Source organism: Mycobacterium sp. PS03-16, assembly GCF_004570325.1.
Lineage (GTDB): Bacteria > Actinomycetota > Actinomycetes > Mycobacteriales > Mycobacteriaceae > Mycobacterium.
Genome location: NZ_SPQO01000035.1, coordinates 24,175 through 47,030, shown reverse-complemented (window position 1 = coordinate 47,030; position 22,856 = coordinate 24,175). Strand labels below are relative to the sequence as shown.

Annotated in this window: 26 protein-coding genes and 1 pseudogene; 16 read left to right on the top strand and 11 right to left on the bottom strand. The window is 70.2% G+C overall.

Annotation, left to right across the window (positions count from 1 at the left end; all coding sequences use genetic code 11):
- A pseudogene (locus E4P42_RS22410) lies at positions 1-493 on the top strand (hypothetical protein); the annotation flags it as partial.
- A 132-nt stretch (positions 494-625) separates the two neighbouring features.
- Here E4P42_RS22410 and E4P42_RS22405 read toward each other — a convergent pair.
- A complete protein-coding gene (locus tag E4P42_RS22405) occupies positions 626-772 on the bottom strand; it encodes a DUF1059 domain-containing protein (RefSeq protein WP_135128304.1) in 147 nt (48 codons plus the stop codon).
- Positions 773-821: 49 nt separating this feature from the next.
- Positions 822-1,400 (bottom strand): HhH-GPD-type base excision DNA repair protein, encoded by a 579-nt coding sequence (locus E4P42_RS22400; protein WP_135128303.1) that lies wholly within the window; start codon positions 1,398-1,400, stop codon positions 822-824.
- A gap of 40 nt (positions 1,401-1,440) precedes the next feature.
- Between E4P42_RS22400 and E4P42_RS22395 the strand changes: the two genes are divergently transcribed.
- The 7 genes from E4P42_RS22395 (at position 1,441) to E4P42_RS22365 (ending at position 8,951) form a co-directional block, all read left to right on the top strand.
- Positions 1,441-2,667: a sensor histidine kinase gene (locus E4P42_RS22395; protein WP_135128302.1), complete on the top strand. Its 1,227-nt coding sequence runs from the start codon at positions 1,441-1,443 to the stop codon at positions 2,665-2,667.
- 19 nt (positions 2,668-2,686) lie between these two features.
- Positions 2,687-3,469 carry a LytTR family DNA-binding domain-containing protein gene (locus tag E4P42_RS22390; RefSeq protein ID WP_135128301.1) on the top strand — a complete coding sequence of 261 codons (783 nt, stop codon included), beginning with the start codon at positions 2,687-2,689 and terminating at the stop codon, positions 3,467-3,469.
- Positions 3,462-3,836, top strand: coding sequence for a hypothetical protein (locus tag E4P42_RS22385; RefSeq protein WP_135128300.1), 375 nt, complete (start codon positions 3,462-3,464; stop codon positions 3,834-3,836). The genes E4P42_RS22390 and E4P42_RS22385 overlap by 8 nt, the downstream gene beginning before the upstream one ends.
- Complete coding sequence (locus tag E4P42_RS22380; protein ID WP_135128299.1) at positions 3,833-5,569, top strand: cation acetate symporter; 1,737 nt, start codon at positions 3,833-3,835, stop codon at positions 5,567-5,569. Before E4P42_RS22385 ends, E4P42_RS22380 begins: the two co-directional genes overlap by 4 nt.
- Before the next feature lie 153 nt (positions 5,570-5,722).
- The gene (locus tag E4P42_RS22375) at positions 5,723-6,076 is read left to right on the top strand and encodes a DUF485 domain-containing protein (RefSeq protein ID WP_371287065.1); all 354 of its coding nucleotides are present in this window, start codon (positions 5,723-5,725) and stop codon (positions 6,074-6,076) included.
- Positions 6,077-6,105: 29 nt separating this feature from the next.
- Complete coding sequence (locus E4P42_RS22370) at positions 6,106-7,689, top strand: cation acetate symporter (RefSeq protein WP_135128313.1); 1,584 nt, start codon at positions 6,106-6,108, stop codon at positions 7,687-7,689.
- 143 nt (positions 7,690-7,832) lie between these two features.
- Positions 7,833-8,951, top strand: a complete 1,119-nt coding sequence (locus E4P42_RS22365; RefSeq protein WP_135128312.1) for an MFS transporter — start codon at positions 7,833-7,835, stop codon at positions 8,949-8,951.
- A gap of 28 nt (positions 8,952-8,979) precedes the next feature.
- On the opposite strand, the gene E4P42_RS22360 is transcribed toward E4P42_RS22365, so the two are convergent.
- From E4P42_RS22360 to E4P42_RS22355, 3 genes are read right to left on the bottom strand one after another with little or no spacing between them, the layout of a single operon-like run.
- On the bottom strand, positions 8,980-9,582 hold the full coding sequence (locus E4P42_RS22360; RefSeq protein WP_135128298.1) for a LysE family translocator: 603 nt from the start codon (positions 9,580-9,582) through the stop codon (positions 8,980-8,982).
- Between the two features lie 3 nt (positions 9,583-9,585).
- Positions 9,586-9,753: a DUF5302 domain-containing protein gene (locus E4P42_RS27075; RefSeq protein WP_167759577.1), complete on the bottom strand. Its 168-nt coding sequence runs from the start codon at positions 9,751-9,753 to the stop codon at positions 9,586-9,588.
- A 43-nt stretch (positions 9,754-9,796) separates the two neighbouring features.
- On the bottom strand, positions 9,797-10,240 hold the full coding sequence (locus tag E4P42_RS22355; RefSeq protein WP_135128297.1) for a PPOX class F420-dependent oxidoreductase: 444 nt from the start codon (positions 10,238-10,240) through the stop codon (positions 9,797-9,799).
- 62 nt (positions 10,241-10,302) lie between these two features.
- Here E4P42_RS22355 and E4P42_RS22350 point away from each other — a divergent pair, with 62 nt between their 5' ends.
- From E4P42_RS22350 to E4P42_RS22340, 3 genes are read left to right on the top strand one after another with little or no spacing between them, the layout of a single operon-like run.
- Positions 10,303-11,127 carry a class I SAM-dependent methyltransferase gene (locus E4P42_RS22350; RefSeq protein ID WP_135128296.1) on the top strand — a complete coding sequence of 275 codons (825 nt, stop codon included), beginning with the start codon at positions 10,303-10,305 and terminating at the stop codon, positions 11,125-11,127.
- A complete protein-coding gene (locus E4P42_RS22345) occupies positions 11,124-11,663 on the top strand; it encodes a DUF1697 domain-containing protein (RefSeq protein ID WP_135128295.1) in 540 nt (179 codons plus the stop codon). The genes E4P42_RS22350 and E4P42_RS22345 overlap by 4 nt, the downstream gene beginning before the upstream one ends.
- Complete coding sequence (locus tag E4P42_RS22340; RefSeq protein WP_135128294.1) at positions 11,660-12,496, top strand: class I SAM-dependent methyltransferase; 837 nt, start codon at positions 11,660-11,662, stop codon at positions 12,494-12,496. The genes E4P42_RS22345 and E4P42_RS22340 overlap by 4 nt, the downstream gene beginning before the upstream one ends.
- Before the next feature lie 7 nt (positions 12,497-12,503).
- Here the strand turns inward: E4P42_RS22340 and E4P42_RS22335 are convergent, their stop codons facing one another.
- A complete protein-coding gene (locus tag E4P42_RS22335) occupies positions 12,504-12,869 on the bottom strand; it encodes a GntR family transcriptional regulator (RefSeq protein WP_135128293.1) in 366 nt (121 codons plus the stop codon).
- 36 nt (positions 12,870-12,905) lie between these two features.
- On the opposite strand from E4P42_RS22335, the gene E4P42_RS22330 reads away from it, so the two are divergent.
- Positions 12,906-13,619 carry an NAD-dependent deacylase gene (locus E4P42_RS22330; protein WP_135128311.1) on the top strand — a complete coding sequence of 238 codons (714 nt, stop codon included), beginning with the start codon at positions 12,906-12,908 and terminating at the stop codon, positions 13,617-13,619.
- Positions 13,620-13,622: 3 nt separating this feature from the next.
- On the opposite strand, the gene E4P42_RS22325 is transcribed toward E4P42_RS22330, so the two are convergent.
- Together E4P42_RS22325 and E4P42_RS22320 are read right to left on the bottom strand one after the other, a co-directional pair.
- Positions 13,623-14,255, bottom strand: a complete 633-nt coding sequence (locus tag E4P42_RS22325) for a class I SAM-dependent methyltransferase (RefSeq protein ID WP_135128292.1) — start codon at positions 14,253-14,255, stop codon at positions 13,623-13,625.
- Between the two features lie 55 nt (positions 14,256-14,310).
- Complete coding sequence (locus E4P42_RS22320; protein ID WP_135128291.1) at positions 14,311-16,575, bottom strand: MMPL family transporter; 2,265 nt, start codon at positions 16,573-16,575, stop codon at positions 14,311-14,313.
- A 200-nt stretch (positions 16,576-16,775) separates the two neighbouring features.
- Here E4P42_RS22320 and E4P42_RS22315 point away from each other — a divergent pair, with 200 nt between their 5' ends.
- On the top strand, positions 16,776-17,318 hold the full coding sequence (locus E4P42_RS22315) for a DoxX family protein (RefSeq protein WP_135128290.1): 543 nt from the start codon (positions 16,776-16,778) through the stop codon (positions 17,316-17,318).
- An 83-nt stretch (positions 17,319-17,401) separates the two neighbouring features.
- Positions 17,402-17,533, top strand: coding sequence for a hypothetical protein (locus tag E4P42_RS27610; RefSeq protein WP_256371175.1), 132 nt, complete (start codon positions 17,402-17,404; stop codon positions 17,531-17,533).
- A 79-nt stretch (positions 17,534-17,612) separates the two neighbouring features.
- Here the strand turns inward: E4P42_RS27610 and E4P42_RS22310 are convergent, their stop codons facing one another.
- Genes E4P42_RS22310 through E4P42_RS22300 form a run of 3 tightly spaced genes read right to left on the bottom strand, consistent with a single transcriptional unit; the run spans position 17,613 to position 20,558 of the window.
- The gene (locus E4P42_RS22310; protein ID WP_135128289.1) at positions 17,613-18,623 is read right to left on the bottom strand and encodes a nitronate monooxygenase family protein; all 1,011 of its coding nucleotides are present in this window, start codon (positions 18,621-18,623) and stop codon (positions 17,613-17,615) included.
- A 37-nt stretch (positions 18,624-18,660) separates the two neighbouring features.
- Complete coding sequence (locus tag E4P42_RS22305) at positions 18,661-19,413, bottom strand: 3-hydroxyacyl-CoA dehydrogenase (RefSeq protein WP_135128288.1); 753 nt, start codon at positions 19,411-19,413, stop codon at positions 18,661-18,663.
- A gap of 53 nt (positions 19,414-19,466) precedes the next feature.
- Positions 19,467-20,558, bottom strand: a complete 1,092-nt coding sequence (locus E4P42_RS22300; RefSeq protein WP_135128287.1) for a CaiB/BaiF CoA-transferase family protein — start codon at positions 20,556-20,558, stop codon at positions 19,467-19,469.
- Between the two features lie 101 nt (positions 20,559-20,659).
- Here E4P42_RS22300 and E4P42_RS22295 point away from each other — a divergent pair, with 101 nt between their 5' ends.
- Positions 20,660-21,478: an enoyl-CoA hydratase gene (locus tag E4P42_RS22295; protein WP_135128286.1), complete on the top strand. Its 819-nt coding sequence runs from the start codon at positions 20,660-20,662 to the stop codon at positions 21,476-21,478.
- Between the two features lie 105 nt (positions 21,479-21,583).
- Positions 21,584-22,846 (top strand): tetracycline efflux MFS transporter Tet(V), encoded by a 1,263-nt coding sequence (gene tet(V), locus E4P42_RS22290; protein WP_135128310.1) that lies wholly within the window; start codon positions 21,584-21,586, stop codon positions 22,844-22,846.
- Positions 22,847-22,856 lie beyond the last annotated feature (10 nt).

Below are 22,856 nucleotides of genomic sequence, written 5' to 3'. Positions count from 1 at the left end.
CCGGACCGGCGCTTCCGGCGCGGGATCGCCCGGCGCCGCGACGGGAGCGGCGCCCGGGCCGGCACCGGCCGGCTTCGCGCCGGACAGCCCGCCGAAGCAGGACTTCATGTACCCGTCGATCAGCAACGGGTGCCTCAAGGACGGCGGAAACGTTCTGGCCACAGCGATTTCGGTGGCCGGGCCGGCGAAGATCCCCGCGCCGGGGCCCGGCCCGGGGCAGACGGCCTACGTGTTCACCGCGGTCGGCACTCCCGGCCCGGCGGCCGAGCAGAAGCTGCCGCTGAACGTCACGTGGGTGAACCTGACCACCGGCAAGTCGGGCAGTGCGACGCTCAAGCCGCGCTCGGACATCAACCCCGACGGGCCGACCACGCTGACCGCGATCGTGGACACCGGGTCGGGCAGCATCATGTCGACGATCTTCGGCCAGGTGACCACCACCGAGATGCAGTGCCAGTTCATGCCGACCATCGGGTCCACGGTCGTGCCCTGACCCGCCACACACGAGAAATCCCCGGTCGCTTGGCGGCCGGGGATTCTTGTGTGGTCCGCCGATTTCCACCTCAGGGTCGTGGATCGGTCGCCCCAACGACCCTGGTGCAGAACTCGACGAAGCGCGTAGCGGTCAGTACGCCATGAACAGGATGGCGTCGCGGTCGTAGTCGCGGCCGGGATGAGCCTCGGACAGATGCGCCTGAGCCTTCTCGACCAGGTCGTCCTCGTCCTTACCGGTGATGGCCTCACCGCACGGGCAGTTCAGGTGTGTCTTCATGGGTTCACCATATGCACACCCGGGCATGCGAGGCGGGAAAGTCGGCGGGTCAGCCCTTCGCGGCCTTCGCCTGGGCCTTCATCTGCTTCTTGTAGGACCGCACCCTGTCCAGCGAGCCCGCGTCGGTCACGTCGGCCACCGACATGTACGCGCCGGCGCGGCCGTAATCCCCTGCGGCCTCGCGCCAGCCCGGCGGCGTCACACCGTACTGCTTACCCAGCAGCGCGAGGAAGATCTTCGCCTTCTGCTCGCCGAACCCGGGCAGCGCCTTGAGCCGGCGCAGCACCTCGGCGCCGTCGGGGTCGCCGGCCGTCCACAGCGCCGCGGCGTCGCCGTCGTAGCGGTCGACGATCATCTGCGCCAGCGTCTGGATCCGCTTGGCCATCGAGCCCGGAAACCGGTGCACCGCAGGCGTCGTGGCGCACAGCGCGGCGAACGCCTCCGGGTCGTACTCGGCGATCTCGCGGGCGTCCACCCCGCCCATCCGGTCGGCGATCTTCTTCGGCCCACCGAAGGCGACCTCCATCGGGATCTGCTGATCGAGCAGCATGCCGACCAGCAACGCGAACGGGTTCGCCTCGAGCAGCGCATCGGCCGCCGGGTCCTGGACTAGCTGCAGTTTCGCCACGGCGTTGAGTTTAGAGTGGCCGCAACCCGATGAAGGTGAGATGTCCGGCGAGCTCGCGATAGTCCTGGCGGCGGTGCTGATCGTGGCCGCGGTGGCCGCCGCGGTCGTGGTGGTGCGCACCCGCCGCGTGGTGGCCACCCCGACCGAACGCGCCGTACACGCCGCGCTGCACACCGCGTCGCTGGCCGCCCGCGCGCTGCGCCAGGGCCTCGACACCGCCTCCGCCGAATCCGCCGCGCCGTTCCTGCGCGAGCTGACCGGAGCCGAAGGGGTGGCGCTCTACGACCGCGACGGCGGGCGGCTGGCCCGCGACCCGCGCGACGACCCGGTGTGGGCGGCCGACGTCGCCGACGCGGCCGCCCGCACCGCCCGCGAATCGGTCACCGGACAGCGGCGGATGCTGACCGCCGTGCGCACCACCACGGTGATCGCCCAGCCGCTGCTCGCCGACGGCGGTGACGTGCTGGGCGTGCTGGTCGTCGTCACCGCGCGCACCCCCGGTCCCGGCATGCTCGGCGCCGTCGGCGAGGTCGCGCGCTACGCCGCCAGCCAGCTCGAGCTCGCCGAACTGGACGCCTCGCGCGCCCGCCTGGACCGCGCCGAGGTACTCGCGCTGCGCGCCCAGATCAGCCCACACTTCATCTACAACGCGCTCAACACCATCGCCTCGTTCGTGCGCACCGACCCCGACCGCGCCCGCGAGCTGATCCTGGAGTTCGCCGACTTCACCCGCTACTCGTTCCGGGCGGCCGGGCAGTACACGACGCTGGCCGACGAACTGCGCAACATCGATCGGTACCTGACACTGGAGCGCGCCCGGTTCGGCGCCTCGCTCGAGGTGCGCCTGCAGGTGGCCCCGGAGGTGCTCGGCGTGGTGGTGCCGTTCCTGGCGCTGCAGCCGCTGGTGGAGAACGCCGTGCGGCACGGGCTGGCCGGCCGCGGCGGTGGCTCCATCGAGATCATCGCCCGCGACGAGGGGGCCGACTGCGTCATCTCCGTCGAGGACGACGGCGTCGGCATGGATCCCGACGCGCTGCGCTCGGGCCCCGGCGATGCGTTGGGTGGCAACGGCTCGGCCGCGTCCGGGCAGCCCACCCACACCGGGGCGCACGTGGGTCTGACCAATGTCGACCATCGCCTGCGCGCGGCCTTCGGCAACGACTACGGTCTGGTGGTCGAAACGGCGATCGGCGCGGGCACCAAGGTTCTCATGCGCGTGCCCAAGTTCCGGTCCGGCGTGCGGGCCAGCGGAGGTGCGTTCGGGTGACACGACACCGGGGTGTCCGGTGAGCGCGGGGCTGACCGTCCTGGCGGTCGACGACGAAGCGCCCGCCCTCGACGAACTCGCCTACCTGCTCGGGCGCCATCCCGACATCGGTGAGGTGTGCCGGGTCGGCGACGCCACCTCGGCGCTGCGCGAACTCAATCAGCGCAGCATCGACGCGATCTTCCTCGACATCAACATGCCCGGGCTGTCCGGTATCGAATTGGCGGGTGTGCTCACCAATTTCGCACACCGCCCGGCGATCGTGTTCGTCACCGCACACGACGACAAGGCCGTCGCCGCGTTCGATGTCGGGGCGATCGACTATCTGCTCAAACCGATCCGCCAGGACCGCCTGGACGAGGCCGTCCGCCGGGTGTGCGCGGCCCGCGCGGCCGAGCCGCCGGTCACCGACGACGAACCCGACTCCGACGTCATCCCCGCCGAGCTGGGCGGCATCACCCATCTGGTGCCGCGCGAGAGCATCGGCTGGGTGGAGGCCGAGGGCGACTACGCACGGCTGCACTCGGCGACGGGCTCACATCTGGTGCGCATCCCGCTGTCGACGCTGGAGACCCGGTGGCGCGACCACGGCTTCCAGCGCATCCACCGGTCGTACCTCGTGGCGCTGCGATTGGTGACCGGGTTGCGCACCACCGACGGCGCGGTGCTGGTGCGGGTGCGGGCCAACGGCGCGTCCCCGGCGATCGAACTGCCCGTGAGCCGCAGGCAGGCCCGCGAACTGCGGGACCGGCTGGTGCGCGACCCGATGCGTCAGCTGCGTCCCGCCGGCGGCGATGACTGAGCCCGGCAGACCGCACCGCGAACGCGTCGTGCTGGCGCACCGGCGCGGCGCCCGCATGGTGCGTACCCGGGTGGAGGTGCAGGAGCAGACCCAGGTCGGCGACGCGCTGGTGCGCGGGCTGGTGCGCGCCCAGCTGGGGCTGGCCCTGCGCCTGGCCGCGGTGGTGGTGTGCGTGGTGGCCGCGATCCCGTTGGCCTCCGCGCTGTTTCCCGGCTGGGCCGCGGTCACCGTGGCGGGGGTGCGGCTGAACTGGATCCTGCTCGCCGGGTTGGTGTATCCGCTGCTCTACGGGGTGGGACGGCTCTACGTCCGGTTGGCCGAGCAGGCCGAGCGCGACTTCGTCCGCGTCATCGACAGCGAGCCGTGACCGGGTCTCCGCTGACGGCGGCGGCCCTGCTGGCCGCCGCGATCGCCACCATCGCGATCGGCGCCTACGGGGTGCGCTTCTCCCGCACCACGTCGGACTTCCTCGTCGCCTCCCGCACCATCGGACCGCAGTGGAACGCCGCCGCGATCTCCGGTGAATACCTCTCGGCCGCATCGTTTCTCGGCGTCGCCGGGCTGATCGCCAAGTACGGCGCCGACGCGCTGTGGTACCCGGTCGGGTTCACTGCCGGCTATCTCGGGCTGCTGCTGTTCGTGGCGGCACCGCTGCGTCGTTCGGGCGCCTACACGGTGCCCGACTTCGCCGAGTTCCGGCTGGGCTCGGCGCGGCTGCGCAAGACGGCGATGGTCGTGGTCATCGGGATCTGCGTGGTGTACCTGGTACCGCAGTACCAGGGTGCCGGGCTCGCGCTCAAGACGCTGCTCGGGATGCCGGTGTGGATCGGCCCGCTCGTGGTCGGCGGCATCGTGATCGCCAACGTGGTGGCCGGCGGCATGCGGTCGATCACCTTCGTCCAGGCGTTCCAGTACTGGCTGAAGCTGACCGCGGTCGCGATCCCCGCCCTGGCGCTGACCGGTTTGTTCTTCGCCGACCGCGGTGAACTGGGCGGCCCGCTGCCGCCGACCGTCACCAAGGACACCACGGTCGCGATCGAGACCGACGTCGTCGTGCAGGTCGCCGCGCCCGCCGGGATCACGGTCACCGGCAGGCTGGACGGCACCCCGGTCACCTCGGCGCCGATCGGGGCGCCCGGCGAACACCTGCTGGGCGCGGGGACGACGATGACGCTGGCCGAGGGCAGCACCACCCCGGTGCTGGCCGGCACGCCCGCCGCGGGCACCGAGTGGATCGCCTCGGGCGGCGGGCTCGGCGGCGCGCATCCGCTGTTCCAGGTGCTGTCCATCATCGTGGCCACGTTCCTGGGCACCATGGGGTTGCCGCATGTGCTGGTGCGCTTCTACACCAATCCCGACGGCCGCGCCGCCCGGCGCACCGCGCTGGCGGTGATCGCGCTGCTGGCGCTGTTCTACCTGTTCCCGACGCTGCTCGGAGTGTTCTCCCGGCTGTACGTGCCCCGGCTGCTGATCACCGGCGCCGCCGACGCGGCGGTGCTGCTCGCGCCCGGTGCGGCGGTGGGCGGGGTGCTCGGTCAGCTGCTCGGCGCCCTGGTCGCCGCCGGCGCGATCGCGGCGTTCCTGGCCACCTCGTCGGGGTTGCTGGTGAGCATCGCCGGCGCGCTCGCCACCGACGTGCTGCGCGGACGGGTCCGCGACTTCCGCATCGCGGCGATCGTCGGCGGCCTGATCCCGATCCCGTTGTCGCTCATCACCTCCGGCCTCGAACTGTCGCGCAGCGTCGGGCTGGCGTTCGCGGTGGCCGCCTCCACGCTGTGCCCGCTGCTCGTGCTGGGGATCTGGTGGCGCGGCCTGACCGCGGCCGGTGCGGCGTGCGGCCTGGTGGTCGGCGGCGCCGCCTCCGGAACGGCGGTCACGCTGGCGATCGCCGGGGTGATCGACGAGCAGGCGCTGGACGGCTGGGCCGCAGTGCTGGTCGGCTATCCCGCCGCCGTCACGGTGCCGCTGGCGTTCGCGACGATGATCACCGTCAGCCGGTTCACCCGGCGCAGCGTCCCGCCGGACGTCGCGCAGATCTTCGCGCGCATGCATGTGCCGGAGCGGCTCGGGATGGGCATCGAACGCGTCCCGCGTGACTGAGTCCTCGCACCGTGCCGTTCGTCGTCGCCGACCGACCGTTCACCGCAGTGCCCGACGGGTTCGCCGTTGCAAGTCCGGGAAAGCCACCTTTGTGATCCACATCTCAATTAGCGTCAGCGGCGAACCGGTTCACACACGAGATCAGGAGTCACGGTGCCCGAAACCGATCGTCCACCGCAGGCGGCAACCATGCCCAGCGGCGACCAGTATCTGGCCATGCAGGCCAGCCCGGAGTTCCAGGAACTGCGAAGCAAGCTGCGCCGCTTCGTGTTCCCGATGAGCGCGGCATTCCTCATCTGGTACGCGACCTATGTCCTGCTGGGCGCCTTCGCCACCGACTTCATGGCCGTCCGGGTCTGGGGCAACATCAACGTCGGGTTGCTGATCGGGCTCGGCCAGTTCGTGACCACCTTCCTGATCACCTTCATCTACGTGCGCTTCGCCAATCGGGAGATCGACCCCCGCGCCGAGGCCATCCGCGCCGAACTCGAGGAGCCGACGCCGTGAACGAGACGATCGGAAATCCCATCGCCAACATGGCGATTTTCGGGGTGTTCGTGTTGGTCACCCTGTTCATCGTCATCCGGGCCAGCAAGAAGAACGCCACGGCGACCGAGTTCTTCACGGCAGGCCGGGCGTTCACCGGAACGCAGAACGGTGTGGCCATCTCCGGCGACTACCTCTCGGCGGCCAGCTTCCTCGGTATCGCGGGCGCCATCGCCGTCTACGGCTATGACGGTTTCCTGTATTCGATCGGGTTCCTGGTGGCCTGGCTCGTCGCACTCCTGCTGGTGGCCGAACTCCTCAGGAACACCGGCAAGTTCACGATGGCCGACGTGCTGAGCTTCCGGCTCAAGCAGCGGCCGGTCCGGCTGGCCGCGGCCACGAACACGCTCGCGGTGTCGCTGTTCTACCTCCTGGCGCAGATGGCAGGCGCCGGGGTGCTGGTGGCCTTGCTGATGAACATCGAGAGCGCGGCAGGCCAGTCCCTGGTCATCGCCGTGGTCGGCCTGCTGATGATCGTCTACGTGCTGATCGGCGGCATGAAGGGCACCACCTGGGTGCAGATCATCAAGGCGGTGCTGCTGATCGGCGGCGCGGGCATCATGACGCTGCTCGTCCTGTTCAAGTTCGGCTTCAACCTCTCCGAGATTCTGGGTTCCGCGCAGTCGATGATCAGCGGCAGTGCCGACGAGAAGGTCGCCGCGCGCGACGTGCTGGCCCCCGGCGCGCAGTACGGCGCCTCCCTGACCACGCAGATCAACTTCATCTCGCTGGCCTTGGCGTTGGTACTCGGCACCGCGGGCCTGCCGCACGTGTTGATGCGCTTCTACACGGTGCCCACGGCCAAAGAGGCCCGCCGCTCGGTGGTGTGGGCCATCGCACTGATCGGGGCCTTCTACCTGTTCACGCTGGTGCTCGGCTACGGCGCGGCGGCCCTTGTCGGCCCGGACCGCATTCTGGCCGCACCGGGCGGGGTGAACTCGGCGGCGCCGCTGCTGGCGCTGGAACTCGGCGGTGTCGTGCTCCTCGGCATCATCTCGGCGGTGGCCTTCGCGACGATCCTCGCCGTGGTCGCCGGTCTGACCATCACCGCGTCGGCGTCATTCGCCCATGACATCTACGCCACGGTGCGCAAGGGGCACGCCGTCACAGAGGCCGAGCAGGTCCGGGTATCGCGCATCACCGTCGTCGTGCTCGGCGTGCTCTCGATCGGGCTCGGCATCCTGGCGCGAGAACAGAACGTGGCGTTCCTGGTGGCGCTCGCCTTCGCCGTGGCGGCCTCGGCGAATCTGCCGACCATCCTGTACTCGCTGTACTGGGCGCGGTTCAACACCCGGGGTGCGCTGTGGAGCATGTACGGCGGGCTGATCAGCACCATCGTGCTGATCATCTTCTCCCCCGCGGTCTCGGGTACGGCCACCTCGATGATCAAGGGCGCCGACTTCTCCTGGTTCCCGCTGGCCAACCCCGGCATCGTGTCGATCCCGCTGGCGTTCCTGCTGGGCATCATCGGGACGCTCACCTCACCGGGCGACCGCGGCGAGGTCGAACGCAATGCCGAGATGGAGGTGCGCTCCCTGACCGGGGTGGGCGCGGAGAAGGCCGTCGCGCACTGACGAGATCCACCGTGGAGTAGCGGCCCGGCCGGGCGTCGATACCATGCGATGTGCATGCTGACGCGCCGGCCGGTGCCGTATCCGCCTTCCGCGAGAGCGCCCGCCGTTTCGCGTTCCCCCTGCTGACCTACGCGTTCGTCGCGATGATGCTCGGCACCACGATGCCGACACCGATGTACGCGCTCTACGCCGAGCGGATGCACTTCTCGGTGCTGACCACCACCGTGATCTTCGCCGCCTTCGCCGGCGGCGTGCTCGTCGCGCTGCTGGCCGTCGGACGTTGGTCCGACGCGGTGGGCCGGCGGCCGATGCTGCTGGCCGGCGTCGGGTTCGCGGTGGTCAGCGCCGCGGTGTTCCTCGTCGCCGACTCGGTACCCGCTCTGCTGATCGGGCGGGTGCTGTCGGGCTTCTCGGCGGCCATCTTCACCGGCACCGCCACGGCCGCGGTGATCGAGGCGGCGCCGGAGTCCTGGCGCACCCGCGCCGCCGCGGTCGCCACCGTCGCCAACATCGGCGGGGTGGGCGCAGGCCCACTGCTGGCCGGGATTCTCGTGCAGTACGCGCCCTGGCCGCTGCACCTGTCGTTCGTCGTCCACATCGTGATGGCCGTGCTCGCGGGCATCGCGGTGTTCCTCGTGCCGGAGAGCTCGGGACGCACCGGCCGCCCTGGGCTGCAACGTCTCTCGGTGCCCGCGAACCTGCGCGCGGTGTTCGTGATCGCCGGCCTCGCGGCCTTCGCGGGATTCGCGGTGACCGGCCTGTACACCGCGGTGGCCCCGTCGTTCCTCGCCGAGGTCGTCGGTGTGTCCAACCACGCCGTCGCGGGGGCCATCGCGTGTTCGATCTTCGCCACTTCCGCGGTCACGCAGGTGCTCGCCAACCGCGTCGCGCCGGCGCGCGCGGTGGCGGTGGGCTGCGCGATCCTGGTGGCCGGGATGGTCATCCTCGCGGTGGCGCTGTACTTTTCGTCGCTGCCAGGTCTCATCGTCGCCGCCGTCGTCGCCGGGGTCGGGCAGGGTATGAGCTTCAGCCGGGGCCTCGCCGCGGTATCCGACCGAACTCCGCCGGATCGGCGGGCCGAGGTCAGCTCCACCTACTTCGTGGTGGCCTACGTCGCCATCTCCGTGCCCGTGGTCGGTGAGGGACTCGCGGCGCAGGCGCTCGGACTACGCACCGCCGGGGTCGGTTTCGCGGTCGCCGTGGCGGTGCTCGCCACGCTGTGCCTGATCGCCATCGTCGCACGGGAACGCCGCGCGAGTTGAGTGCCACCGCACGCCGGCCGGCCTCCGGTCAGCGGGTCTGCAGCGCCAGTCGCCCGGCCAGCATCACGTAGGTCGCGGCGAAGCTGCGCCGGATCCACGCCATCACGGCGGGACGCGAGATCACCTCGCGCCGGACCGCGGCCGCGAACACGCCGTAGATGCTGAACACCACCAGCGTCGCGGCCATGAACACCGCGCTGAGGCCCACCATCGTCGGCACCGTGCCGGGCGTGACGAACTGGGGCAGGAACGCGAAGAAGAAGATCGTCAGCTTCGGGTTGAGCAGGTTGAGCAGGATGCCTGCGCCGATCACCCGCCACGGCGACACCGGGGCCTGATCGGCCTTCACGCCGAACACCGACCGGTCACGCACGGTGCGCCACGCCAGGTACAGCAGGTAGGCCACGCCCAGCCACTTGATCACCGAGAACGCCAGCGCGCTGGTGTGCATGATCGCCGCGAGGCCGGTCACCGCGGCGACCATGTGCGGCACGATGCCCAGCGTGCACGCGAACGCGGCGACCAGGCCGGCCCGCCAGCCGCGCGCCACCCCGGCGGCGACGGTGAACAGCACGCCGGCGCCGGGCGTCGCGACCACCACCAGCGTGGTGAGCAGGAACTCGGGGGTCACGGATCAGCCGCTCTTGCGGCGGAATTCGCGGCGGTTCTCCGCGCGCCCGTGGGCCTTCGGCTGCTTGCGCCCGCCGTCGCGGTGGTCTTCCCCGCCTGCCGACGCGGCCTTCTTGCGTTCGAGCGCCTCCCGGAACTTGCGCTTGGTGTCGTCGTCCGGTTGCTCAGCCATGCCGGCAGCCTAGCGCGGCCGGCACACCGTCGTCGCCCGAATTTCAGCGCCGTCCCGGCGGCATCCCGTAGAGGTGCGAGATGGGCAGCGTGAGCAGCACCCGCCGGTCGTCGACCATCGCCCGGCGATAGTCGTCCCAGTCGGGATGTTCACCGGCGATGTTGCGGTACAACGCAATCAGAGCTTCGACGGTGTCGTCGTCAGGTGCCGCGGCGGGCGGGGTGAGGACGGCGTCGCCCTCGGCCACCGCGTAGGCCCACCCGTCGTCGGAGCTGACGTGGATCGAGGCGCGCGGGTCGCGGCGCAGGTTGCGGGTCTTGGCCCTCGGCTCGGTGATCGACACCTCGAGTGCGACCGCGCGGGCGTCGAAATGGTAGGAGACGTTCGACAACTGCGGCCGTCCGTCGCGTTTGATGGTCGCGAGGACGCCCAGCGAGTTACCGCTGATCACGGCCAACAGCTTGTCGTCGAACACCTGGCGGCTCATGCGCCGAGCCTACGCCCGCGGGAAGCCGCCCCGGCCGAACCGGCACTTCTTACACTCGTGCCGTGACGGTCATCGACGGCAGCACCCTGGACGGGGTTTCGGCGACCACGCTGTGGACGCTGCACAACCGGGCCTCGGAGGCCAAGCGGTCCGACGGCGTCATCCGCGACCCGTGGGCGGTCACGCTGTTCGACGCCATCTCTTACGACTACCGGAAATTCGGTCGGCCCAACCAGTCGCACGGGTTGCGCGCCCGCGCCTTCGACGCGGCCACCGCCGACTATCTGACCGCACATCCGCGGGCCGCGGTCGTGGCGCTCGCCGAAGGACTGCAGACCAGCCTGTGGCGGCTGCACCGGCTCGGCGTCGCCGACGACATCCGCTGGTTCTCGGTCGACCTTCCGCCGGTGATGGCGTTGCGGGAGCAGCTGCTGCCCGCCGACGACCGGATCGTCGCGCTGGCGCAGTCGGCGCTGGACCGCAGCTGGATGGACCGGGTGGACGTCTCCGACGGCGTGTTCATCACCGCCGAGGGCCTGCTGATGTACCTGGAACCCGGCGACGTGGTCGACCTGATCGCCGACTGCGCGGCCCGGTTTCCCGGCGGGCGGATGATGTTCGATTCGATCCCGCACTGGCTGAGCCGCCGCACCATGGCGGGGATGAAGCTCTCCGACCGGTACGTGACGCCGCCGATGCCGTTCGCGCTCACCGTCGACGAAGCGCTCGCGCTGCCCGGCCGCATCCCCGGGGTGCGCGCCGCGCGCGACGTGCCGTGGCCGCGCGGCCGCGGCCTGTTCAACGCGCTGTTCTGGCCGCCGCTGGACCGGTCACCGCTGCACCGCAACGGCCGGCCCGCCATGACCGTGCTGGAGTTCGCGGAGTGACCCGCTACGCGGCCTTCCTGCGCGGGGTCAACGTCGGCGGGGTGAACCTGAGGATGGCCGACGTGGCGAAGGCGTTCGAGGGGGCCGGATTCACCTCTGTGCGAACCATTCTCGCGAGCGGCAACGTGTTGCTGGAGAGCCCGTCGAAGACCGCGGCGGTGCGTGCCACGGCCGAACGCGCGCTGCGGGAGGCGTTCGGCTACGACGCCTGGGTGCTGGCCTATGACGTGGACACCGTGGCCGCGATCGCGGCGGCGTACCCGTTCGAACGGGAGAAGCCGGGCCACCACTCCTACGTGACGTTCGTGACCGATCCGGAGGTGCTCGCGGAGATCGCCGCCCTGGCCGCCGACGCCCCGCCGGAGGAGAAGATCGCACGCGGCGAGGGCGTCGTCTACTGGCAGGTGCCGAAGTCGGGCACGTTGGCCACGACCATCGGCAAGACCATGGGCAAGAAGCGCTACAAGTCGTCGACCACCACCCGAAACCTGCGCACGCTGGACAAAGTGCTGCGTTCGGTAGATTCGGCGGGGTGACGGACACACCGGCCAAAGTCGACGGCAGCGCCCTGACCGGGGTCTCGGAGACCGCGTTGCTGACGTTGCAGGTACGGGCCAACGAGGCGCGCCGGCCCGACTCTCTCATCGACGACCCGATGGCCATCCGGCTGGTCGACTCCATCGACTTCGACTTCGCGAAGTTCGGGCCCAGCCGCCGCCAGGACATGGCGTTGCGGGCCAAGGGTTTCGACACCTACACCCGCCGCTACCTGCGGGACCATCCGAAGGCCACCGTGGTCGCGCTCGCCGAGGGGCTGCAGACCAGTTTCCACCGCCTCGACGCGGCCGGCGCCGGACACGAATTCCGTTGGCTGACCGTCGACCTGCCGCCGATCATCGCGCTGCGCGAGAAGCTGCTCCCCCACTCCGACCGGGTGCAGGTCTGCGCGCAGTCCGCGCTGGACTTCAGCTGGATGGACCGCGTCGACCCGGCCGACGGGGTGTTCGTCACCGCCGAGGGTCTGCTGATGTACCTGCAGCCCGAGGAGTCCATGTCGTTGATCCGGGCGTGCGCGCAACGTTTTCCCGGCGGCCAGATGATGTTCGACCTGCCGCCGTCGTGGTTCGCCTGGTGGGCGCGGCGCGGGATGCGAACGTCGCTGCGCTACAAGGTGCCTCCGATGCCGTTCAGCCTGAGCGTGGCCGAGGCGGCCGACCTGGTGAACACCGTGCCGGGCATCCGTGCGGTGCACGACCTGCCGCTGCCCGCCGGCCGCGGGAGGGTGCTCAACGCGGCCGTGTGGACGATGCAGCGGCTGCCGATCCTCGACCCGGTCCGTCCGCTGTGGACGTTGCTGGAATTCGGCTGACCCGGGGTCAGCCGAAGGCGGCCTCGACGTAGCGCATCGCCTCGTCCTTCCCGACGCCCAGCGCCCGCGCCGCCGAGACGTAGGTGTGCGCGGCGGTCGCCATCGCGGTGTCCGCGGGATCGACCCGGGCGACGTAGGTGCCGAACCGGCCCCGCGTCTCGAGGATGCCCGCCGTCTCCAGCTCACGATAGGCCCGCGCGACGGTGTTGACGGCCAGGTTGATCTGGCCGGCGAGTTCGCGCACGGTCGGCAACCGGGTGCCCGGCGACAGCCTCCCGTCGCGCACCCCGTCGATGATCTGCGTTCTGAGCTGGTCGAACAGTGGCCGTGCCGCGCGCTCGTCGATCTGAACCCAATCCCCCAATTCGGCCACGTGCCCAGTATCACCCACACCGGCTACTTTGGTCATGTGCAGGTGACGGTGCTGAGTGGAGCCGGCATCTCCGCCGAGAGCGGGGTGCCGACGTTCCGCGACGTCGAGACAGGGCTCTGGGCGAAGGTCGACCCCTATGAGATCTCCAGTGCCGACGGCTGGCAGGCGCATCCTGAGCGGGTGTGGGCCTGGTATCTGTGGCGTCACTACATGATGGACGCGGTGCAGCCCAACAGCGGCCATCGGGCGGTGGCCGCCTGGCAGGACTACGCCGACGTGCGGGTGGTCACCCAGAACGTCGACAACCTGCACGAACGCGCCGGCAGCACCGAGGTCTACCACCTGCACGGCAGCCTGTTCGAATTCCACTGCGACGCATGTGGATCCCGCTTCGAGGGCACCCTGCCCGACATGCCGGAGCCGGTCGAGACCGTCGACCCGCCCGTGTGCCCGTGCGGCGGCCTGATCCGGCCCAACGTGGTGTGGTTCGGCGAGGCGCTGCCCGAACTGGCCTGGCAGCGGTCGGTGCAGGCGGTCACCACCGCCGACGTGGTCGTCGTGGTGGGGACGTCGTCGATCGTGTACCCCGCCGCCGGGCTGCCCGAGCTGGCGCTGGCCCGGGGCACCGCGGTGGTGGAGGTGAACCCCGAACGCACACCGCTGTCGGACAGCGCGACGGTGTCGTTGCGCGAGACCGCGACCACCGCGTTGCCGAACCTGCTGCAGCGGCTGCCCGACCTGCTGCCCTGACGGTCAGGCCGGCCGCACCGCGCGTCCCAGCGCCACCTCGGTGATCGGCAGCGGCGTCCACGCCGGGAACAACCTGACCCGCGCCGACCGCTCGACGTCGAAGCCCGCGCCGGTGATCGCCGCCTCGGTGTCGCGATGGGTGTGGCAGTTGCCTGCCAGGCGCGGCCACACGGTCGCGTCGGCCAGCCGTTGCAGCCGGGCCCGCGGACCCGTTGCCGCGACGTGTTCGAGGTAGCGCAGCTGGCCGCCGGGCCGCAGCATCGACCGCAGGCCGCGCAGGACACCGGCGGGGTCGTCGACCGAACACAACACCAGAGAGCACACCACCGCGTCGAACGGTGCGGTGGCGCTGAACTGTTCGATGGTATCGGTGGTGACGGTGACCGGGACCGACGCCGTGGCGGCCGCGTCGCGGGCGATGGCCGCCAGCCGGCGTTCGGGTTCGATCGCCACCACCTCGGTGACCGTGGCGGGATAGTGCGCGAAGTTGGTGCCGGTGCCGGCGCCGACCTCAAGCACCCGGCCGGTCAGACCGGCGAGGTTCTCGGTGCGGGTGCGGCGCAGCGCCGCGTTCTCGTGGCCCGAGAGCAGGGTCCACACGCGGGCGAAGAACGGATTGTCCACGACTGTGCTCATCGGCTGCATCCCTTCCCGGCGACGCGACGGCCCCTCGCGAGGTCCGTCGCCTCGATCATGCCCGAGAAGACGGTGGCGCGGCGGCCATCGGCTCGAGTTCTCGCCGGCCTCCTTCGGTGAGCCCGATCCGGTCGTGCAGGCGGGCCAGCGGCGCGGGCGCCCACCAGTTCCAGCGGCCCATCACGTGCATGAACGCCGGCACCAGCAGCATGCGGACCAAGGTCGCGTCGGCGAGCACCGCGAGCGTGAACCCGACGCCGAACATCCGCATGAACGACACCTGGGCGGCGATCAGCGCCGCGAACGAGATCGTCATCAGCAGCGCGGCGGCCGTCACCACCCGGCCGGTCCGCGCCAGCCCGAGCGCGACGGCCCGGTCGTTGTCGGCGCGGGTGCGGCCCGACTCGAGCCAGAACTCGCGGATCCGCGACATCAGGAACACCTCGTAGTCCATGGACAGCCCGAACGCGATGCAGAACAACAGCACCGGCATGTTCGCGACCAGCGTGCCCGTCGGCGTCGTGCCGAGCGCGCCGAGGTGTCCGTCCTGGAAGATCCACACCAGCGCACCGAACGCGGCCGAGAGCGACAGGACGTTGAGGATCAGCGCCTTGAGCGGTATGACGACGCTGCCGGTGAGCAGGAACAGCAGCACCACGCTGATCGCGGCGATGATGCCGAGGACCAGCGGCAGCCGCGAGGTGATCGACTCGGAGCTGTCCCGGTTGATCTGCGCGGTGCCGGTGAACAGCACGGGTTTCGCGCCCGGTGCGGCGACCGCGTGCAGGGCGTCGAGCTGGCGTTCGGAGGCCTCGGAGAACAGGTCGGCGTCGCTGGCGACGGTCAGGTAGGCGCTGCCGTCGGCGACCCCCGTCGCGGCGGTCGGTGGCCCGACCCGGTCGCCGCCGGCGTAGGTCCCGCCCGGCGCGGCCACGGTCAGCACGTCACCGACCTCCGACAGGGTGGCCGCGTAGCGGTCGAGGTCGGTCGGCGTCAGACCGCGAGTGTCGGGCAGGACGATCGTGACGTCGGTCGCCGAGTCGATCGCGAAGTCGGTGCGCAGTTGGTCGCCGACCTGACGGGCCGACGACGACGGCGGCAGCACCCGGTCGTCGGGAAAGCCCCACTTGATGCCGAGGAACGGGGCGCCCAGCAGGAGCAGCAGCGCGACGATCGCCACGCCGATCGGCACCGACCGGCGCTGCACGAACGTCGTCGAGCGGTACCACGACGTCTGCTCGACCGGTGCCGGTGTGGGTTCGGGCCTGCCGCGCAGCCGCCGCAGCAGCCGCCGCACGTCGTAGGCGTCGATGCGGTCGCCGAGCACCACGATCGCGGCCGGGGCGACGACGATGGCGGCCACCGCGGCGAAGCCGACCACCGCGATGCCCGCGTAGGCGAACGACTTGAGGAAGTACATCGGGAACGCCACCATCGTCGCCATCGACAGCGCCACGGTGAGTGCCGAGAACAGCACGGTGCGTCCCGCGGTGGCCATGGTCCGGATCAGCGCGCGGTCGCGGTCGGCGCCGTCGGCCAGTTCGTCGCGGTAGCGGCTGACGATCAGCAGCGTGTAGTCGATGGCCAGCGCCAGGCCCATCGCGACGGACAGGTTGAGCGCGAAGATCGAGACGTCGGTGACCAGCGTGATCAGCCGCAGCACCGCCATGGAGCCGACGATCGCGAACGCGCCGACCGCCACCGGCAGCGCCGCGGTGAGCAGTCCGCCGAACACCCACACCAGCACCACGAAGCTCAACGGGAGCGCGATCAGCTCCATGGTCAACAGGTCGTTCTCGGTCTGAGTGTTGATCTGGACGTAGGTCATGGCCTCGCCGCCCGCGCGGACGGTCACCCCGTCGCGGTCGTGGACGAGGCGTTCGGCCAGCGCCTTGGCGTGCTTCTGCGCGCCGCTCTCACCGCCGGTGATGCCTGCGACGATCAGCCCGGTGGTGCGGTCGCGGCTCAGCAGCGCGGGAACCGCGTCGGCGGGTGCGGTCCAGGCCGAGGTCACGTCGGCGACGTGCGGGGACGACTCGAGTTGCGCGGTGATGTCCGCGCCGACGGCGGTGGCCGTCGGGCTCTGGGCGCCGGCCTCGGACGTCACGGTGATCACCAGGTCCATGTCGCCCTGACCGAACCGGTCCACGAGTACGCGAGTGGCCTGCGCCGACTCGGAGGTCGGGTCTTGGAACCCCCCCGCCGACAGGCTCTGGATGACCGGGATACCGAAGACGCCGGCGCCGACCATCACCAACACGGCGGCCAGGAGAATCCGTCTCGGCCGGTCGAGCGCCAAATGGGCCATTCGAATCAGCACGCGTGTCCCTTCGCCGGTCCGTGGTCGGTCGTGGCCGGCGCCGCGTCCGTCCACTCACCATTCGGGCCTGCGGCCGGGTCGGCTTGGCCCCGCGGGCACCGAACCGCCCGGCGCCTGACTTTTCCTGCCCGGTTCTGCGATGAGAAACACCCGCGTCGGTGGTCTAGGTGATCATGAGACCGCACCGACAGGGAGGCACCATGACCAACACCGAGGTACTCACCGTCGACAGCGCGCGGGCCGGCACCGGAACCGACATCGCGCTGCTGATCCTGCGCATCGGCGTCGGAGCGACGATGCTGCAGGCCGGCCTGATCAAGGCGTTCGATTTCGGCACCACCGTGGAGTTCATGCGCGCGGACTGGCGCCTACCCGAACTCGCGGCGTTCATGGTGACCGCGACGGAGACGCTCGGCGGTCTGGGCCTGCTGCTCGGGCTGCTGACGCCGCTGGCCGCCACCGCCGTGATCGCCGCGATGCTCGATGCGTGGGCGGTGAACGTGTCGGCCGGCGCGTTCTGGTCGCAACCGTTCAACGTCCCGTTCCTGGTGGCCGTCGGAGCCGCGGCACTGCTGTTCGCGGGCGCCGGGGGGTACGCGGTCGACGCCCGCCTCGGGGCAAGGGTGCGGCCGGGAGTGCGGGTGGCGGTGGCGCTGCTGGTGGTCGCGGTGGTGGCCGCGGTGCTGACCTGGGTGGCGCTCAACGGGTCGAACCCGATCCACTTCTCCGCACCTACTGGCTAGAAACCTACCCGGAAGTAGGATTGCCACAGTTTTCCGAAACGAGACTCAAAGAACTCTTAAAGGTGACTCATAGGCTCAGTGTCATGTGGATCGACGACACCAACGCTGATGTCATCAAGGTTGACTTCGAGGCGCTCTACCACGGCGATTTCCTCGTCGAGGGCGAAACCTCCGAGCAGCTCGACGACTGGACCCCGCTGGCTCAGGCCGGATGAGACACGCGCGCCCCTCCGGGGCGCGCGTGCTCGTCATTCCGTTTTGCTGCCGCTTGCGTGGTCAACCGTTAATTGACACCTACGCAAATACCGACGCCCCGGCCATCTCGTCGGACGCGCCGACCATGCCGGCCAACCGGCCGGTGATCAGCTCCTCGGCCTCGGAGACCATCCGGGCGACCAGTTCGCCCACCGTCGGGATGTCGTTGATCAGCCCCATCGACGTGCCGACGCTCCAGATCCCGGCGTCCAGATCGCCGATCTCGTAGACCTTCACGCCGCGCTTACCGGCGACCAGATCCTTCACGTCCTCGAACTGACCCCCGCGGTTGAGGATCTCCACCACCTCCCGCGACACCGTGTTACTCGCGACGCGCGCCGTGTTGCGCAACGGCCGGAAGATGAGCTCGGTGTCGAGTTCGGTGCCCGCCACGATCGCCTCCTTCACCTTCTGGTGAATGGCCGACTCGACCGTGCACATGAACCGCGAGCCCATGTTGATGCCGTCGGCCCCGAGCGCGAGCGCCGCGACCAGGCCGCGGGCGTCGGCGAAACCGCCGGAGGCGATCATCGGGATGTCGATCTTCGACGCTGCCGCCGGGATCAGCACCAGCCCCGGGATGTCGTCCTCACCGGGGTGCCCGGCGCATTCGAACCCGTCGATGCTGATGCCGTCCACGCCGAGGCTCTGCGCCTTCACCGCATGCCGCACCGACGTGCACTTGTGCAGCACCTTGATGCCGTTGTCGTGGAACATCGGCAGATGCGGGGCGGGGTTGGATCCGGCGGTCTCGACGATCTTCACCCCGGAGTCGACGATCACCTGGCGGTACTCGTCATACGGCGGCGGGTTGATCGTCGGCAGGATGGTCAGGTTCACGCCGAACGGCTTGTCCGTCATGTCCCGGCAGCGGGCGATCTCGTCGGCCAGGTCGGCCGGCGTCGGCTGGGTCAGCGCGGTGATGAAGCCCAGCGCACCCGCATTGGCCACGGCGGCAACGAGTTCCGCGCGGCCCACCCACTGCATCCCGCCCTGCACGATCGGGTGTTCGACCCCGAACGTCTCGGTGAACTTGGTGTTCAGCGCCATCGGTCTACCTCGGCATTCTTCTCTTCGCGCAAGCGGCTCATCGCGGCGCCATCCGGATCGCCCCGTCGAGGCGGATCACCTCACCGTTGAGCATCGGATTCTCGACGATGTGGGTCGCCAGGGCGCCGTACTCGTCGGGGTCACCCAGTCGCGCCGGGTGCGGCACCTGCTTGCCCAGCGAGGCCTGCGCCTCTTCGGGCAGCGAGCCCAGCAGCGGGGTCTTGAACAGACCCGGAGCGATCGTCACCACGCGGATGAGCTCCCGCGACAGGTCGCGGGCGATGGGCAGCGTCATGCCGACCACGCCGCCCTTGGACGCCGAGTACGCGGCCTGCCCGATCTGGCCGTCGAACGCCGCGACCGACGCGGTGTTGATGATGACGCCACGCTCGCCGTTGATGGGCTCGGTCTTCGCGATCCGCTCGGCCGACAGCCGCAGCACGTTGAACGTGCCGATCAGGTTGACCTCGACCACCTTGCGGAACCCGTCGAGCGGGAAAGGCCCCTCCTTGCCGAGCGTCTTGATGGCGTTGCCGATGCCGGCGCAGTTGACGTTGATGCGCACCGGGCCCATCTTCTCGGCGGCGTCGAGCGCGGCGGTGACCTGCTCGGGGTCGACGACGTTGGCCTCGACGAACTGCGCGCGCTCGCCCAGTTCCTTGACGGCTTCCTCGCCCTTGAGGTCGATGACCACCACGGAGGCGCCCCGGTCGAGCAGCCGCTTGGTGGTGGCCAGACCGAGGCCGGAGGCCCCTCCGGTCACGACGGCGACAGCGTCCCTGATTTCCACTCGCACATTCCTTTCCGGCCGGTCCGCGTGACCGACCTACTGGTTGGTTGGGACTATACCCAGTCGTTCAGCACGGCTTCGGTGTCGGCACCGGGCTCCCCCGGCGGGGTGGGACGGTCCGTGACCGTCCGCGAGAAGCGCGGCGCGGGCGCCGGAAACAGGAAATCGCCGTCGCGGTAGAAGGTTTCACGCTCGGTGTTGTGGGCTTCGGTCTCCACCTCGCCGAACGACAGCACCGGCGTGCAGCAGGCATCGCTGCCGGTGAACACCTTCGCCCAGTGATCGCGGTCCTGCGCCGCGAACGCCTCGGTCAGCGCGGCCCGCAGTTCCGGCCAGCGGGCGGTGTCGTTCTGGTCGGGCAACTGCGCCGGGTCCAGATCGAGCTTGTCGAGCAGTTCGGCGAAGAACTGCGGTTCGATCGCGCCGACCGCGACGTGGCGGCCGTCGGCGCAGGTGTAGGTGTCGTAGTACGGGGCGCCGGTGTCGAGGATGTTGACGCCGCGCTCGTCGGTCCACATGCCCATCGCCCGGAACGCCCACATCATCTGGGCCAGCACGCTGGAGCCGTCGACCATGGCCGCGTCCACCACCTGCCCCTTGCCGGAGCGTTCCCGCTCCCACAGCGCCGCCAAGATGCCGACCAGCAGGAACATCGACCCGCCGCCGAAGTCGCCGGCGAGGTTGAGCGGCGGCACCGGGCGCTCCCCGGCCCGGCCGACGGCGTGCAGCACACCGTTGAGCGAGATGTAGTTGATGTCGTGCCCGGCCTGCTGGCTGCGCGGTCCCGTCTGTCCCCAGCCGGTCATCCGGCCGTAGATCAGCTTGTCGTTGACCTTCGCGCAGTCGTCGGGACCCAGCCCGAGCCGTTCGGTGACGCCCGGCCGGAAGCCCTCGATCAGGACGTCGGCTTTCGCGACCAGGCGCAGGACCAGCTCGCGGCCCTCGTCGGTCTTGAGGTTGGCGCCCACCGAGCGCCGGTTGCGCAGCAGTTGATCGCGTCCCTTGGCCGGGATGCCCGGCCCCTTACCCGGCCGTTCGATGCGGACGACGTCCGCACCCAGGTCGCCGAGGATCATCGCCGCGTGCGGGCCGGGGCCGATACCGGCCAACTCGACGACGCGCAATCCCTGCAGTGGTCCCGCCATGTATCTACCGCCCCTTCGGAGTAGTTGACCGCCGACATAGCTTACTTGTATAACCTTCTCGACCGGCCACGGGCCATTCCCGCGCATGCGAAGGTGTAGCCATGACGACCACCGACTCCGGTACCGGCACGTACGTGAGCATCGACGACCTGAGCGTCGAACTCAAAGACGGGGTGCTGTCGCTGACGTTCAACCGGCCCGACAGCCTCAATTCGTTGACCGCGGAGATGCTCAACGGGGTCGCCGACGCACTCGACCGGGCGGGGAACGATCCGCGGGTACGGGTGGTACGCCTCGGCGGTGCGGGCCGCGGCTTCTCGTCGGGTGCGGGGATCAGCGAGGACGACCAGGCCAAGAAGGAAGAGGCCGGAATCAACGCGGTGCTCGATGCGGCCAACCGTGCGGTGCGCGCGATCGTGGCGGCGCCCAAGCCGGTGGTGGCGGTGGTCCAGGGGCCCGCGGCCGGGGTGGGCGCGTCGCTGGCACTGGCGTGCGACGTCGTCCTGGCTTCGGAGAAGGCGTTTTTCATGCTCGCGTTCACCAAGATCGGGTTGATGCCCGACGGTGGCGCGTCGGCGTTGTTCGCCGCGGCGGTGGGCCGGGTGCGGGCGATGCGGATGGCGCTGCTGGCCGAGCGGATCCCCGCCGGGCAGGCGTATGACTGGGGGCTGGTGACCGCGGTGCACGCCGCCGATGACCTCGAGGCCGAAGCCGCCAAGATCCTGGAACTGCTGACCTCGGGTCCGGCGGTGGCACTGCGCAAGACCAAACAGGCGATCAACGCGTCGACGTTGACCGAGTTGGAAGCGGCGCTGGAGCGGGAGACGGAAGGGCAACTGGCGCTGTTGAATTCGCACGACTTCCGCGAAGGTACGCGGGCCTTCCAGCAGCGGCGCCCCGCGACGTTCACCGACTCGTAGCGATCTCGCGGTCTGTGCCAGGGCGAGACGGCCGCACCGCACGAAAACCATTGGACCGGGCGCGCTCCCGTCCGCGACCATCGGTACGTGAGCACTCCGATCGACATCGACCACCGGGCGCGCGGCGCCGGCCGATGGCGCGTGCTCGCCCCGTTCTCCTCACGCGAGTACCGGCTGCTGATCGCCGCGGTCTCGCTGTCCATCTTCGCCGAAGGCATGTGGACGGTCGTGATGGCCCTGCAGGTCATCGCGCTCGACAACGATCCGGCGGCACTGTCTTTGGTGGCCGCCTGCCTGGGCGGCGGACTGGTCGCGTTCGTCCTCGTCGGCGGCATCACCGCCGACCGGGTCAGCCAGCGCGTCATCATCATCGTCGTCGAGGCGGTCAACCTGGCCGCCGTCACCGCGGTCGCCACCCTGAGCCTCGTCGGCGCGCTGCGGATCTGGCACCTGGCCGTCGCCGCCGCGACGCTGGGTATCGCCGCCGCGTTCTTCTTCCCCGCCTACAGCGCCATCCTGCCCCGCATCCTGCCGCCCGAGCAGTTGCTCGCGGCCAACGGTGTGGAGGGTGTGGTGCGCCCGGTGTTCCAGCGTTCGGTCGGCCCTGCGGTGGCCGGCATGGTCGTCGGCGCCACCGTGCCGTCGGTCGGCGCCGTCCTGGTGGCCGCCACATTCGCGCTGGCGCTTCTGCTGCTGGTGGCCACCCGACCCGCGGCCACGCCGCAGCAACCGCCCGCCCAGCGGGCCCATGTCCTGCGCGACCTCCGCGACGGTTTCCGGTTCATGCTCCGTACGCCGTGGCTGCTGTCCACGCTGCTGTTCGCGAGCATGTTCGTCCTTGTCGTGCTGGGCCCCATCGAGGTGCTGCTGCCGTTCATCGCCCAGGACCGGTTCACCAACGGCGCGCAGATGTACGGCTTCCTGCTGGCGTTCTTCGGCGCCGGCAGCGCCGTCGGCGCGCTGGCGGTGTCCTCGATGCGCATGCCGCGCCGCTACCTCACGGTGATGATGACGATGTGGGGCGCCGGCTCGCTGCCGCTCGTCGTCATCGGCACCACGTCGTCGTTCGAGTGGATGGCCTTGGCCAGCTTCATCGTCGGGGTGACCGACGGTGCCGGGCTGGTGATCTGGGGAACGCTGCTGCAGCGCCGCGTCCCGACGCACATGCTGGGCCGGGTGTCGAGCCTCGACTTCTTCGTGTCACTGGCGTTCATGCCGCTGTCGTTCGCGATCGTCGGACCGCTGGCGAAGATCGTCCCGATGCAGACCATCTTCCTTGTGGCGGGGGTCGTACCGGTGCTGTTGGCCGCGGTCGCACTGGTCGCCGCGCGGATGCCGCGCGACGAGATCGCCCATCCCCTGCGGTGACTCAGACGCC